Origin of the sequence: Halomonas sp. McD50-4, assembly GCF_022348135.1 — a bacterium.
Classification (GTDB): Bacteria; Pseudomonadota; Gammaproteobacteria; order Pseudomonadales; family Halomonadaceae; genus Vreelandella; species Vreelandella piezotolerans.
This window is the reverse complement of record NZ_JAKRFG010000004.1, coordinates 194061-208585: the sequence shown is the minus strand read 5'-3', so window position 1 is coordinate 208585 and position 14525 is coordinate 194061. Positions and strand designations below refer to the sequence as shown.

At 60.8% G+C, this 14525-nt stretch carries 15 protein-coding genes; 14 read left to right on the top strand and 1 reads right to left on the bottom strand.

From position 1 onward, the window contains the following. Positions 1-69 precede the first annotated feature (69 nt). Complete coding sequence (locus MHM85_RS07015; protein ID WP_139525061.1) at positions 70-864, bottom strand: inositol monophosphatase family protein; 795 nt, start codon at positions 862-864, stop codon at positions 70-72. 140 nt (positions 865-1004) lie between these two features. On the opposite strand from MHM85_RS07015, the gene MHM85_RS07010 reads away from it, so the two are divergent. From MHM85_RS07010 to der, 14 genes are all read left to right on the top strand, one after another. Then, positions 1005-1751, top strand: a complete 747-nt coding sequence (locus MHM85_RS07010) for an RNA methyltransferase (protein WP_219862849.1) — start codon at positions 1005-1007, stop codon at positions 1749-1751. 103 nt (positions 1752-1854) lie between these two features. Further along, a complete protein-coding gene (gene cysE / locus MHM85_RS07005; protein ID WP_340162667.1) occupies positions 1855-2769 on the top strand; it encodes a serine O-acetyltransferase in 915 nt (304 codons plus the stop codon). Between the two features lie 77 nt (positions 2770-2846). Then, positions 2847-3314: a Fe-S cluster assembly transcriptional regulator IscR gene (iscR, locus tag MHM85_RS07000; protein WP_139525058.1), complete on the top strand. Its 468-nt coding sequence runs from the start codon at positions 2847-2849 to the stop codon at positions 3312-3314. A gap of 31 nt (positions 3315-3345) precedes the next feature. Further along, on the top strand, positions 3346-4515 hold the full coding sequence (locus tag MHM85_RS06995; RefSeq protein WP_139525057.1) for an aminotransferase class V-fold PLP-dependent enzyme: 1170 nt from the start codon (positions 3346-3348) through the stop codon (positions 4513-4515). A 43-nt stretch (positions 4516-4558) separates the two neighbouring features. After that, on the top strand, positions 4559-4885 hold the full coding sequence (locus MHM85_RS06990; RefSeq protein ID WP_139525056.1) for an iron-sulfur cluster assembly accessory protein: 327 nt from the start codon (positions 4559-4561) through the stop codon (positions 4883-4885). A 177-nt stretch (positions 4886-5062) separates the two neighbouring features. After that, the gene (ndk, locus tag MHM85_RS06985) at positions 5063-5488 is read left to right on the top strand and encodes a nucleoside-diphosphate kinase (protein WP_139525055.1); all 426 of its coding nucleotides are present in this window, start codon (positions 5063-5065) and stop codon (positions 5486-5488) included. An 82-nt stretch (positions 5489-5570) separates the two neighbouring features. Then, positions 5571-6755 (top strand): 23S rRNA (adenine(2503)-C(2))-methyltransferase RlmN, encoded by a 1185-nt coding sequence (gene rlmN / locus MHM85_RS06980; RefSeq protein ID WP_139525054.1) that lies wholly within the window; start codon positions 5571-5573, stop codon positions 6753-6755. A gap of 115 nt (positions 6756-6870) precedes the next feature. Beyond that, positions 6871-7605: a type IV pilus biogenesis/stability protein PilW gene (gene pilW / locus MHM85_RS06975; protein ID WP_139525053.1), complete on the top strand. Its 735-nt coding sequence runs from the start codon at positions 6871-6873 to the stop codon at positions 7603-7605. Between the two features lie 40 nt (positions 7606-7645). Further along, a complete protein-coding gene (locus MHM85_RS06970; protein WP_139525052.1) occupies positions 7646-8638 on the top strand; it encodes a RodZ domain-containing protein in 993 nt (330 codons plus the stop codon). Positions 8639-8646: 8 nt separating this feature from the next. Beyond that, positions 8647-9762: a flavodoxin-dependent (E)-4-hydroxy-3-methylbut-2-enyl-diphosphate synthase gene (ispG, locus tag MHM85_RS06965; RefSeq protein ID WP_139525051.1), complete on the top strand. Its 1116-nt coding sequence runs from the start codon at positions 8647-8649 to the stop codon at positions 9760-9762. Positions 9763-9831: 69 nt separating this feature from the next. Next, on the top strand, positions 9832-11142 hold the full coding sequence (gene hisS / locus MHM85_RS06960; RefSeq protein WP_219862842.1) for a histidine--tRNA ligase: 1311 nt from the start codon (positions 9832-9834) through the stop codon (positions 11140-11142). 79 nt (positions 11143-11221) lie between these two features. Then, entirely contained in the window at positions 11222-11881 is a 660-nt protein-coding gene (locus MHM85_RS06955; RefSeq protein ID WP_219862839.1) for a tetratricopeptide repeat protein, read from the top strand. Beyond that, entirely contained in the window at positions 11881-13062 is a 1182-nt protein-coding gene (gene bamB, locus MHM85_RS06950; protein ID WP_219862837.1) for an outer membrane protein assembly factor BamB, read from the top strand. The genes MHM85_RS06955 and bamB overlap by 1 nt, the downstream gene beginning before the upstream one ends. Beyond that, positions 13059-14462, top strand: coding sequence for a ribosome biogenesis GTPase Der (gene der / locus MHM85_RS06945; RefSeq protein WP_239285317.1), 1404 nt, complete (start codon positions 13059-13061; stop codon positions 14460-14462). The genes bamB and der overlap by 4 nt, the downstream gene beginning before the upstream one ends. Positions 14463-14525: the final 63 nt, after the last annotated feature.

The following is a 14525-nucleotide window of genomic DNA, read 5'->3' as shown; positions in this document are numbered from 1 at the left end:
TTTACTACCATTGACGACGTACCATCCACCACTCACCCATCACACACAACGCCATCGCGCCGCCAATGACTAGAAGTGCGGCGCCAACTGCTTGATGAGCGCCTTGTACAGGCGCGGGCCTGCCGCCATGAGCTGACCTTCGACATCCACGGATGGCTTGCCGTCCGGGGTGCCCATGAGTGCGCCCGCTTCTTTCAGCAGCAGCGTGCCGACCTGCATGTCCTGCTCTTCCAAGCCCAGCACGAAGACGCTATCGACGCGGCCAGCGGCCAGCTCGCACATGTCCAGCAGGCCGCTACCCGTGGCCAGCAGCGACTCCACCTGGGGGGCGAGCTGCTGGGTAATGGTCAAGTAAGCGGGCAAGTGGCTCGGTCGCAGCCAGGCTTCCGGCAGGCTCATCGCCATGCGCGTTGCAGGGATCGAGGTCGGTTTGCTCACACGCATCCGTTTGTCGTTGTGTTGAGCACCGCGGCCACGGCTGGCGATGTATTCATCGTCACCAAAAGGAGAGATCACGACGGCGTGTTCGGGACGACCTTTGACAAGACACACCACTGAGAGCGCAAAGCCCTTACCGGCCACGGCTAGGTTAGAGTAGCCGTGCAGCGGTTCGATTTTCCAAACGATCTCTTCACCTTCGCCTTCCCCCGCTTTATGGGGGGTGTAGCGGCCGGAGAAGCCATGCTGCGGATAACCGCGCTGCAGCTGTTGAACGATGGTCGCCTCGGCCTTGCGCGCCGTATCTTCTAACAATCGGTCGAGATTGAATTCTTCATGGGCGTTTTCAATGCGTTCGCGGACGCGTAAAAAGTGCTCAACGGCGCTACGCGCAGCGCGCAGCGTAAATTGGACCATCGGATTCATGATCGGGCCTTGTCACAGTGATGTTAAAGAACGGGGCAGGCGCCATGCGCCTTATGGCGGGCAATTCTAACAGAGCCCCCTCGGGCATGCCATCGACTCGTGCTAGACTGCGCGTTTTAGCCATTTTAACCGGACCTACTATGCTTGAGCGCATCCGAATCGTTCTAATTGGTACCAGCCACCCTGGCAATATTGGCGGCGTCGCACGCGCTATGCATAACATGGGGCTGGCGGATCTCGCCCTGGTCGCGCCGCGCTGCGATGTGATCACCCAAGACAGCATCTCACGCGCCTCTGGTGCGGACCACTTGTTGCATCAAGCCACGGTACACGCCACGCTCGAAGACGCGGTGGCCGACTGCACCCTGGCCGTGGGCGCCAGCGCACGCTCGCGCACGCTACCTTGGCCCATGATCTCTCCACGGGCGCTTGCCGAGCGCCTGCCGGGCGAGTGCCAGGCCGACAACGCCCGCGTGGCGCTGGTGTTTGGTCGTGAAGATAGTGGACTAACCAATGCCGAGCTGCAGCGCTGTCATGCCCACGTGCATATTCCCACCAACGCTGATTTCAACTCGCTCAACCTCGCTGCGGCCGTTCAAGTGGTGGCTTACGAGTGCCGCATGGCGTGGCTTGGCCAATCCAAGGCCCCCGAAATGGCCGATGACAAGGACGAGCTGGCGACCCACGAGGAGCTCGAGCGTTACTTCGAACACCTGGAGCGCACGCTGATCGCTATCGAGTTCCACGACCCTGCACAGCCACGCCAACTCATGGCACGCCTGCGCCGCCTCTATTTACGGTCACGACCGGAAAAGATGGAAATGAACATCCTGCGCGGCATTCTGTCGGCCACTGAGAAAGCCGCCCAGCCACACGTAGAGAAGTAGGATGACAAGGCTAGACACGCGCGCCAGTCAAACGGCGATGACCTAAACTTGAAGTGGTGCTCACGCGCCCCAACATCGCACTGTCGACTGTCGCTGTGCGCTCATGACACGCCAACACCGACGTGCTGCCGCCCTCACCGCCCAAGGATCACCCATGTTTCAACGCCTGCGTGAAGACATCAATAGCGTTTTCGACCGCGACCCTGCGGCACGTAACTTTCTTGAGGTGCTGACCAACTACCCCGGCCTGCACGCCCTGCTGCTGCACCGCTGCAGCCATTGGCTATGGCACAAGAACTTCAAATGGTTGGCACGGACGCTATCGACCTTTTCCCGCTGGCTGACCGGCATCGAAATCCACCCTGGCGCGACCATCGGGCGACGCTTTTTCATCGACCACGGCATGGGGGTCGTGATTGGCGAAACCGCCCGCGTCGGCGATAACGTGACGCTCTACCAAGGCGTGACGCTGGGCGGCACGAGCTGGAACAAAGGCAAGCGTCACCCCACTCTGGAAGACGGTGTCATCGTCGGTGCCGGCGCCAAAATACTGGGGCCGTTTACCGTAGGAGCCGGTGCCAAGATCGGCTCGAATGCCGTGGTCACCAAAGAAGTGCCGGCGGGGGCAACCGTCGTGGGTATTCCTGGCAAAATCGTCAAGCGCACGGATCCGGACGTAGAGGAGGCACTGGACATCGATCCCGCCCGCCGCGAAGCCATCTGCCAGAAATTTGGCTTCGATGCTTACGGCGTCAGCCAAGACATGCCCGACCCGGTGGCACGTTCGATGCAGGCGATGCTCGATCATATGCACGCCGTGGACGAGCGTATCGAGCGCATGTGCTCCACGCTGCGCAAGCTGGACGCTAACTACCGTGACGGCCAGTTGCCAGCCCTGCGGGACGAAGACTTTGCCGAGATTCTGGAGGAGAACGATACTGGCTGCCCTGGCTTGCGTCGCACCCCCCAGGAGCGTAGCGACGAGGCGGCCAAGAGCAGCACGACGCGCAATAGTTGACCAAAGCACTCAGGATTTCCATAATGGCGCAACATTTGCTGCCAGCGCGCTGAACGTTCAGCGACGAGGTACCTGACATGCGCTTGACCACGAAAGGCCGTTACGCCGTTACCGCCATGCTGGATTTGGCGATCAACGCTCCAAGCGGCCCCACCAGCCTGGGCGATATTTCCCAGCGCCAGGAGATTTCCCTCTCCTACCTAGAGCAGCTGTTTGCCAGACTGCGTCGGGCAGGGCTGGTCAGCAGCGTACGCGGACCGGGGGGCGGCTATCTCTTGGCTAGAGCGCCCGAGGCGATCAGCGTGTCTCAGGTGATCGATGCGGTCAATGAAACCGTCGACGCGACGCGCTGTCAGGGGCTTTCCGACTGCCAGCAGGGCGATACCTGCTTGACCCACCATTTGTGGTGCGAGCTGTCAGGGCAAATTCGCAGTTTCCTCGACGATATTACCCTGGCGCAGTTGATACAGCGTCCAGATGTCATTCGTATTGCAACCCGGCAACAGCAGCGGGTCGAGGCTGGCATCCTCGCCTCCTCACCTTGAAAGCCTTTATTTCACGCTGGAACCCATGACGATGACTGCTACCCCTTCGCTGCCCATTTATCTCGATTATGCCGCCACGACGCCGGTCGATGAGCGCGTGGCCGAGGTCATGCAGCGCTACCTCACCGTCGATCAACTGTTCGCCAACCCCGCCTCGCGTAGTCATATGCTGGGTTGGCAAGCCGAGCAGGTGGTCGAACAGGCGCGGCGTCAAGTGGCCGACATGATCGGCGCCGACCCGCGTGAGATCGTCTGGACCAGTGGTGCCACCGAAGCCAACAACCTCGCACTCATCGGCTTTATGCGCGCCAACCGCGAGCGAGGCATGCACCTCGTCACCTCGTGCATCGAGCATAAAGCGGTGGTAGATACCGCCAAGGCCCTTGAAAGCGAAGGCTTCGAAGTCACTTGGCTCACGCCTGGCCATGACGGTCGGGTCACGCCCGAGCAACTGCGCGCCGCCATGCGAGATGATACGGCGCTGGTATCGCTGATGGCGGTGAATAATGAATTGGGCAGCATCCATGATATCGCTGCTCTGGCAGAGGTCGCCCATGACTTCGGCGCGGCGTTTCATAGCGATGCTGCGCAGGCGGTGGGTCGGATTCCGCTCGACGTGGTCGCCCAGCATATCGATTTACTGTCGCTTTCTGGCCATAAGGCCTACGGCCCCAAAGGCGTCGGTGCACTGTACGTGAAGCGCCACCCAGACATTCGCATCGAAGCCCTGATTCATGGCGGCGGGCATGAGCGCGGCATGCGTTCCGGCACGCTGCCCACCCATCAGATCGCCGGGATGGGGGAAGCCTTTGCCATCATGCAGCAGCAACAGGGCGAGGACCAAACGCGCATTGCGGCGTTACGCGAGCGTTTGTTGAGCGGCTTGGCCGACCTAGAGGGCGTCGTTTCCAACTCACCGCTGGAACACGTCGTCCCTAACATACTCAACCTGGCCTTCGAGGGCGTGGATGGCGAGGCCCTGTTGATGGCGCTGCGAGACGTAGCGGTATCCACCGGCTCGGCCTGCAACTCGGCCAGCGTCGATCCCTCTTACGTCCTGTTGGGTATTGGTACGCCCCGTCGGCTGGCACTGTCGTCGCTACGACTCAGTATTGGGCGCTTTACCCAAGAGGCCGAGATCGATCACGCCGCCACCCTACTGCGCCATGCGGTGAGCGGCTTACGTGCCAACGCGCGCTAGACGGCTGACGCACGGCTAACGATTTCTCAAAGGAGAACGCTCCATGGCAACACTGAACATTACGCCCGCAGCGGCAGAACAGATTCACCGAGTGCTGGACGAGCGAGGCCAAGGTTTGGGCCTTCGCGTATCGGTCAAACCCAGCGGCTGCTCTGGCTACAGCTACGTACTTGATTTTGCCGATGAAGCCCAAGCAGATGACGTTCGGTTCGAGGCACATGGTGCCAGCGTGTATGTCGCTCCCGAGGCGCTCGAAATGCTCGACGGCAGCGAAGTGGACTACGTCAACGAAGGTTTGAACCGCTTTTTCCGCTTCAACAACCCCAATGTCAAAGATCAGTGCGGCTGCGGTGAAAGCTTCACGGTCTAGGCCGCACGTTAAAGACCTAGCGTATATCACCGGTATTCATCCCCACCGGGAGGCGCTATAATCGCGGCCACTCGGCAGCCGGTGAAGTAGGCGGCATTGGCCGACCCTTTTTTCCTGCGCCGCCTCGGCTTTCCGAGGCGGCAATTTCTGCTTTATCCCTTTTGAGGAGATTTCTGCATGGCGACTGAACGTACTCTTTCCATCATCAAGCCCGATGCCGTTGCTAAAAATGCCATTGGCGACATCATCGCGCGCTTCGAAAAAGCCGGCCTGAAGGTCGTTGCCGCCAAAATGATGCACCTCTCGGAAGACAAGGCTGGTGGCTTCTACGCCGAGCACAAAGAGCGCCCCTTCTTCAAAGACCTGGTCGGCTTCATGACCTCCGGTCCGGTCGTGGTACAGGTATTGGAAGGTGAAGGCGCCATTGCCAAAAACCGTGAGTTGATGGGCGCCACCAACCCGAAAGAAGCGGCTCCAGGCACCATCCGTGCCGACTTTGCGGAAACAATCGACGCCAACGCTGTCCATGGCTCTGATTCTCCGGAAAGCGCCGAGCGCGAAATTAGCTACTTCTTCGGTAACGACGAAATCTGCCCGCGCTAAATCAAGCGCTGCCGTTTCAACCTTCGTTGCCGGCCATTTTTGCGGGGGCTTTGCCCCCGCCTCTTCCTGAACGCTGACCGCCATGACCACCACCGTAGCTCAACACACGCCTGCCACTCGTACGACGCCGGACAACACCACGGCCGAACACCCAGCACCCGCTCGCCAGAACCTACTGGGACTCTCCCGCGAGCAGATGGAAGCGTTCTTTTTGTCGATCGGCGAAAAGAAATTTCGCGCCACGCAGGTCATGAAATGGATGCATCAGGAGGGCATCGACGACTTTACGGCGATGACCAACCTGTCGAAGGCCCTGCGCGACAAGCTCTCCCAGGTGGCCGAAATCCGCGGTCCAGGCGTCGTCTACGAAGGCACGTCTAGCGACGGCACGCGTAAATGGGTGTTAGAGGTAGAAGATGGCAGCTACGTCGAGACGGTGCTCATTCCTGCCGAAAACGGTAAGCGCCGCACGCTATGCGTCTCTTCCCAGGTGGGCTGCTCACTGGACTGCAGCTTCTGCTCGACCGGTAAACAGGGCTTTCAGCGTAATTTGACCGCCGCCGAGATCATCGGCCAAGTGTGGGTCGCCCAACGCAGCGTTGGCCCACGCCGTGATACCGCCAATCGCCCGGTGACCAACGTGGTCATGATGGGCATGGGCGAACCGCTGCTCAATTTCGATAACGTCGTGCCAGCCATGAAGCTGATGCTCGACGATAACGGTTACGGACTCTCCAAGCGCCGCGTCACGCTCTCCACTTCCGGCGTGGTGCCGATGATGGACAAACTGGGCGACGAACTGGATGTGAGCCTTGCCATCTCGCTACACGCCTCCACCGATGAGCTGCGCAACGAGCTGGTGCCGATCAACCGTAAGTACAACATCCGTGCGCTGCTGGACGCCTGCCACCGCTACCTGGCCAAGTGCCCCGATAATCGTCAGGTCACCATCGAATACACGTTGATCAAAGACGTCAACGATCAGCAGGAACACGCTGAACAGCTCGCGGCACTGCTCAAGGAGCTGCCGTGCAAGATCAACCTGATTCCGTTCAACCCGTTCCCTCATTCAGGGTACGAGAAGCCGTCACGCAACCAAGTGATGCGCTTTCAACAGTGGCTCTACGATTTGGAGTACAACGCCACCGTACGAACCACCCGAGGCGATGATATCGACGCCGCCTGTGGCCAGCTGGTGGGCCGCGTGAAGGATCGTACCAAGCGCAGCGCACGCTACATTCAGTCTGTACAGCTCGACGCTGACTGACCGCTGTCGTCTTGACTTCCAACCGACACAGCGCTTTGATGGACACGTTTTTTGCCGGGCGCTTGGCAATCGCCCGCTGTATGGCAATGGTTCAACCCGACACAAGAGGGCGTAGATGATCGGTCACCGCAGGCGCATTATTTCCATCAGGATGCCCATGCTGTCCGTGCTTGCTGGCAGCCTGCTGCTAGCGGGTTGCGCCACCTCTGGTCAGGCCGTTCGCAGCGATGCCAATCCCGCTGCGGTAGAGGCGTATACCCAGCTTGGCGTCGCCTACTTAGAGCGTGATAACCTGACTCGTGCCCTGAATGCCCTCGACCGCGCTTTGGAGCTAAACCCACGTCATCCCGAGGCACTTCAAGCCCTTGCGCTGGTCTACCAGCAGCAGGGAGAGAGCGAGCTTGCCAACCGTTATTTCGAACAAGCGCTAGATGCCGAGCCATCGTTCACCCGCGCACGTAACAACTACGCCGCGTTTTTGTACCAGCAGGAACAGTTTCCACAAGCCTGCGAACAGTTAGAAAGGGCATCCCAAGATGCCCAGTACGCCAATCGCGCCCAGCTATTCACCAACTTAGGGCAGTGCTATTTGGCCATCGACGAATTGGATAAGGCGCGCGAACGTTTGCAGCGCGCGCAAAGCATCGACCCGCGCAACCCCCGCGGGTATTTAATGTTAGCCGAACTGGAAATTTCACAGGGCAATTATGATCAGGCCTGGGCGCCGCTGCAGAACTACTTGCAGCTGGCAGGCCCCGACCCAGCAGCACTGGAACTGGCGATCGATGTCGCCCTCGCCCGCGGTGACGACGCCGCGGCCACCGACTACCAGCGCTTGCTCAACCGCTGATCAACGCTCTGATCACCACATTATTGAAGGATGCTCAGCCATGAGCGACACACAGTTACACGATAGCGTTACTCCAGCCCCCAGCACAGCAACCCCTGGTGAGTTGCTCTCGCGTCAACGCGAATCGCTTGGTGTTCCGTTAGCGGATGCCGCCCGCGCCCTCAACCTGCGCCCCGCCGTGGTGGATGGCCTAGAGCGCGATCACTACGAAGAGATTCCCGTCGCCGCCTATCGTCGCGGCTACCTTCGCGCCTATGCCAAATACCTGGGCATGGACGACCGCATGGTGCTCGACGCTTACCAAGCGCGCCATGGCACCAGCGATGCCGACCGTAAAGTAGCGCCAGTTGCCGTCACCAAGCCCCCTTCTAAGGTAGGTGCCTGGCTTTTCAAATTGGTCACCCTGTTGGTGATTGCGGGGCTGATTGCCGTGACGGTCGCTTGGTGGCAGAGCCGCGGCGGCAGCGAGCCGCCGAGCATTGGTACCTCTTCCACGATGGAAGATAACGAAGCGCCGATCAGCGAGCCAGCCCCCGAGCCCACGCCAGTCGCCACGCCGGTGATCACGCCCGAGCCTGCCGTCACGCAAGAGCCGACCAACGACACCGCTAGCGATGCCTCGCCCGACAGCGATCTCAGCGATGCGGCCACCGCACCGGTGGCGAGCAATGACGAGCCCGCACAGGCAAGCGATGAAACGCCTGCCGACCAAACGGCCGAGACCGAGGCCGCCGTCGAAGCCACCAACGCGCCTGAGGAAACCGTGGCCGAGGCGGCTCCCGCCGCCAACCCCAACCTGCTCGAACTGACGTTCAACGAGCAATCCTGGACCGAGATTTTCGATGCCAACAACCAGCGCGTGTTCGTCGGCCTGCAAAACCCCGGCACCACCGCCAGCGTTGAGGGCGAACCGCCTTTTCGTTTAACCGTTGGCAACGCCACTGGCGTAGAGCTGCGTTACCAAGGTGAGTTAGTCGACCTTGCCGAGCGCGCCGGTGCCAATAACGTTGCCCGCTTTACCCTGGGAGAGTGACCCGTCTTATGCACGCCCCTTCTCCGATCAAACGCCGCCCGTCACGCCAAATTCACGTTGGCAACGTCGCGGTGGGCGGTGATGCACCGATTTCGGTGCAAAGCATGACCAACACCAACACGCTGGACGTCGAGGCCACTGTCGGACAGATCCAGCAATTGGAAAAAGCCGGAGCGGATATCGTCCGCGTCTCGGTGCCCGACATGGATGCCGCAGAGGCCTTCGGCAAGATCAAGCAGCGCGTGGCCGTGCCGCTGGTGGCCGATATCCACTTCGATTACAAGATCGCGCTACGGGTCGCCGAGCTGGGCGTGGACTGTCTGCGCATCAACCCCGGCAATATTGGCCGGGAAGACCGCGTGCGCGCGGTGGTGAGCGCCGCCCGAGACCACGGCATTCCGATCCGTATCGGCGTGAACGCGGGGTCGCTGGAGAAAGACCTGCAAAAGAAGTATGGCGAACCCACGCCTGCGGCGCTGGTCGAGTCGGCGATGCGCCATATCGACCACCTGGATCGTCTCGATTTCCAAGAATTCAAAGTCAGCGTCAAAGCATCGGACGTGTTCATGGCCGTGGCCGCCTATCGCGACCTGGCAAACCGCATCGAGCAGCCGCTGCACCTGGGCATTACCGAAGCGGGCGGCCTGCGCTCGGGCACGGTGAAATCGTCCATTGGCCTGGGCATGCTGCTGATGGACGGTATCGGCGACACGATTCGCGTCTCGCTGGCCGCCGACCCGGTAGAAGAGATCAAGGTCGGGTTCGACATGCTCAAGAGCCTGAAGTTGCGCGCCAAGGGAATCAACTTCATTGCTTGCCCGAGCTGCTCGCGGCAGAACTTTGACGTCATCAGCACCATGAACCAGCTCGAAGAGCGGCTGGAAGACGTGATGACACCGCTGGACGTCTCGGTGATTGGCTGTGTGGTCAACGGCCCTGGCGAAGCCAAGGAGACCGATATCGGCCTCACCGGCGGCTCGCCTGCCAATTTGGTCTATATCGATGGCAAGCCGGCGAGCAAGTTGCGCAATGACCACCTCGTCGACGATCTGGAAAAGCTGATCCGCGATAAAGTGCGTCAAAAAGAGCAGCAGCAAGAGAACATGATTGCGCGCAGCGTTTAACGCCCGTGTCGCAGGCCTAGGCGATGTCGACGCCCGCCTCGTCCGCTGCCGCCCCATAAGGAGTTTTCATTGAGCAAGTCCGCCGCTAAAAAGATTCAAGCCATCCGTGGTATGAACGACCTATTGCCCAGCGATAGCCCTCGCTGGCAATTTTTTGAGGGCAAAGTACGCCAACTGATGCACCGCTATGGTTTCGATGAAATTCGTACGCCCATCGTCGAGCAGACGGCGCTGTTTGCACGCTCGATCGGTGAAGTCACCGATATCGTCGAAAAAGAGATGTACACCTTCGACGACCGCAACGGTGACAGCCTGACACTGCGTCCCGAAGGCACCGCCAGCTGCGTACGGGCGGCCATGGAGCACGGCTTGCTGCATAACCAAACCCAGCGGCTTTGGTACCAAGGGCCGATGTTCCGTCACGAGCGCCCCCAAAAAGGGCGCTACCGACAGTTCCACCAAGTGGGCGTGGAGACATACGGCTTCGAGGGCCCTGACATCGATGCCGAAGTCATCCTGCTCTCGGCGCGCCTATGGCAAGAGCTCGGCTTGATGGAGCACGTCACCCTGGAGCTGAACTCGCTAGGCTCCACTGAGGCGCGTGCGGCCTACCGCGATAAGCTCGTGGCCTACTTCGAGCAGCACCAAGACGTACTCGACGAGGACTCCAAACGCCGCCTGACCAGCAACCCGCTGCGCATTCTGGACTCCAAAAACCCGGGCATGGCCGACATGCTCGATGCGGCCCCGCAGCTGATGGACCATCTGGACGACGAGTCCCGCACGCATTTCGAGCAGCTCAAGGCGATGCTGGAGGCTGCCGGTATACCGTACGTGGTCAACCCGCGCTTGGTGCGCGGCCTGGACTACTACTGCCGCACGGTGTTCGAGTGGACGACCACCGCGCTGGGTAGCCAAGGCACCGTGTGCGCTGGCGGCCGCTACGATGGTTTGGTCGAGCAGCTTGGTGGCAAACCCACGCCGGCCGTGGGCTTTGCCATGGGCATCGAGCGCCTGGTGTTGCTGCTGGAAACGCTCGACCTGGTGCCCGATGAGGCCATGGGCGGCTGCGACGTCTATCTGATGCCGATGGACGACAGCGCTAGTGTGGCCGCCCTGACACTCGCCGAGCAGCTGCGTAGCGCGCTGCCCACCCTGCGTCTGCAGCTGCACTGTGGCGGCGGCAGCTTCAAAAGCCGCATGAAAAAAGCCGACAAGAGCGCCGCGCCAGTGGCGATTTTGCTGGGCGAAGACGAGCTTGCCCACCAAACCGCCACACTGAAGTATTTGCGCGATGATCGCGAGCAGCAGCAAGTGGCCCAAGCCGAGCTGGCCGACGCGCTTCGCGAGATACTGTCGTCGAACGTACCGTCTCACTAACGTAACTGCCCAGCACGGTTTGGGCAGATGAACATCGTTGGCCGCAGCAGCGGTTGACCCATGGAACAGGAGGCCGCCCGTGGCGGAGCTGAGAAGCGAAGAAGAGCAGCTAGAAGTCGTCAAACGCTGGTGGAAAGAGAACGGTACCTCGCTGATCGCTGGTGCCGTACTCGCGGCGGCGGGTGTCTTTGGGTGGAACGCATGGCAAAACTACCAAGAAGGTAAAGCGGAAGCCGCCTCTGCCCGTTATCAGCAGCTCATCAATATGACGGCTGGCACGACCTTGGAAGACGACCAGCTAAGCGAAGCACAGACGCTGATCGATGAGCTCACCGACGACTACGGCAACACGCTGTATGCCGAACTGGCACAGCTCTTGGAGGCTCGTCTTGCCGTCGAGCAAGGCGATCTGTCCACGGCCAAGCAGGCACTGCAAGACGTCGCCAGCCACTCATCGCGCCGCTATGTGCAAAGTGTGGCGTGGCTGCGCCTAGCGCGCATCGAGGTCGCGCAGGGCAATCCAGAAGCCGCGCTCGCGCTGCTCGACCAGCCCATTTCCGATGCACTGGCGGCTCAACAAGCCAATGTGCGGGGCGATGCGTTCTTCGCACAGAACCAGCCCGAGCAAGCGCGCGAAGCGTGGCAAACTGCGCAGTCCATCGCCCAAAACCAGAACCAGCCGCTGTACGGCGTACAGTTCAAGCTCGACGATCTCGGCGCCGAGGAGGCGACACAGTGATGACGACTCACCCGTCTAAACCGCTCTTTTCCAAACATCTGATGCGCACCACCCTGGGAGCCCTCGCGCTAGCGCTGCTAGCGGGTTGTGCCAGCAAAGGCCAACCTGCCTTTACTCCCAAAGAGCTGCGCAGCTTCGATGAAACCTCGTCGCTGGATAGCGTGTGGGACCGCCGCGTCGGCGATGGCTTTGGTCGTGCCCGCTACCCCATCGCCCCGTCGCGTGAAGGCAATACGCTCTTCGCAGCGGATGCCAACGGTTTGGTCGCCGCGTTCAATGCCGACAGCGGCGCGCGTGAGTGGGAAGTCGAGCTGGATAGCCCGATTTCCAGCGCGCTGAGCGCCATTGCAGGTCACGTCTATCTCGGTACCCGCAACGGTGAGGTGATTGCCCTCGACCAACGCGACGGCAGCGTTACTTGGCGCTCGCGGGTCTCCAGCGAAGTGCTGGCGGCTCCGCAGGCCAATCAACAATTGTTGCTGGTTCAGAGCGTGGACGGCCAGATCACGGCCCTGGATCGCGCTAGCGGCGAAGAGCGCTGGGTGTATACCAGCTCGCAGCCTGCCTTGACGCTGCGTGGTACCGGCACGCCAATGGTCATCGACCCGGTCACCTTCGTGGGCCTAGCCAACGGGCGTCTGGCCACGCTCGATAACCGTAGCGGCCAAGCGCTATGGGATATGCAGATTGCCACCCCACGCGGACGTAGCGATGTCGAGCGACTGGTAGACCTAGCGGGCCAGCCAGTGCTCAGTCCGGATGGCCGTCTGTTCGTGACTAGCTACAACGGCCGGGTTGCCGCACTGGAAGCCACCCGTGGCGGCGTGCTATGGGAAACCAGCCTCTCCAGCCGCCATACACCGATTCTAGTCGGTAATGTCCTGTTCGTAGTCAGCGACGATAGCCATCTCGTGGCACTCGACGCCAATAGCGGCCAGGAGATCTGGCGTAACGACGATCTCGAAGACCGCTGGCTCACCGCTCCCGCCTTTGCCGATGGCCGTATCGTCGTGGGCGATTTCGAGGGCTATGTCCATCTGATCGACGCCCGCGATGGCAATCTGGTCGGCCGCACCCGAATCGATGATTCGGGCATCAGCGTGCGCCCGGTCACGGAAGGCAGCACCATTCATGTCCAGGCCAACAATGGTCGCCTGGAAACCCTGGAAGTCACTCCATGACACCCGTCATTGCATTAGTCGGTCGCCCCAATGTGGGTAAATCGACGCTGTTCAACCGTCTGACCCGCTCGCGCGATGCGCTAGTGGCAGACTTCCCTGGCCTGACCCGTGACCGTAAATACGGTAACGGCATGCTGGGTGGAAAGGCGTACACCGTCATCGATACCGGCGGTATCAGCGGTGACGAAGAAGGCATCGATGCTGCGATGGCCGAGCAGTCGCTGGCGGCCATCGACGAAGCCGATATCGTGCTGTTCCTGGTCGATGCCCGCGCCGGACTGAACGTCGCGGACGAAGCCATCGCCAATCATCTGCGCGTCAATCAGAAAAAAACCTGGCTGGTGGTCAACAAGACCGACGGTTTGGAAGAGCACTCGGCCATGGCCGACTTCTGGACGTTGGGTCTGGGCGATCCCTGGCCGATTGCGGCTGCCCATGGCCGCAACGTGTCACTGCTGATCGATACGGTGCTCGAGCCCTTCCCTGAGCGGGATGCTAGCATCCCGGCCGACACGGGAACCAAAGGTATTCGTATCGGGGTCATCGGCCGCCCGAACGTGGGCAAGTCGACGCTGGTCAACCGTCTGCTAGGCGAAGAGCGGGTGGTGGTGTTCGATGAAGCGGGCACCACCCGCGACGCCATCGAAATCCCCTTCGAGCGCAACGGAAAACCCTACGTGCTGATCGATACCGCAGGTATTCGGCGACGCAAGAACGTGCGTGAAATCGCTGAGAAGTTCTCGATCATCAAAACACTGGATGCGATCAAAGAGAGCCACGTGGCGGTGATGGTGCTGGATGCCCGCAGTGGTCTCGTCGAACAGGATCTGCACCTGCTGGATTACGTGCTCACCACGGGCCGTGCGCTGGTACTGGCCGTCAACAAGTGGGACGGCCTAGAGAGCGACGCCAAAGAGAAGATGCGCGCCGATATCAAGCGCCGTCTGGGCTTTGCTGATTACGCCGAGCTGCACTTCATTTCCGCGCTGCATGGCACGGCGGTGGGCGATCTCTACCCTTCTATCGAACGGGCGTTCAACGCTGCCAACGCGCACTGGTCGACCAACCGCCTGACCACGTTGCTGCAGGATGCGGTCAGCCAGCATCCGCCCCCCATGGTCAACGGCCGCCGCATCAAGCTGCGTATGGCGCACCAGGGCGGCAGCAATCCGCCGATCATCGTGGTACACGGCAACCAAACGTCGTCGCTGCCCGAAGCATACCGCCGCTATCTCACCAACACCTTTCGTAAAGTGTTGAAGGTGCGCGGTACGCCGATGCGCTTCGAGTTTCGTTCCGGCGACAACCCCTATGACCCTATGGCGGGGGCCAGCGACAAAGAGAAAGCCAGAAAGCGCGAGCTCAACCGTACCAAAGAGGCACGCAAAAGCCGCCGCTAAACGCGGCTTCGTGTCTTCACGCCCGCTGCTGTCGCAGCGGGCGTTTTTATTGTGCCATTAGTG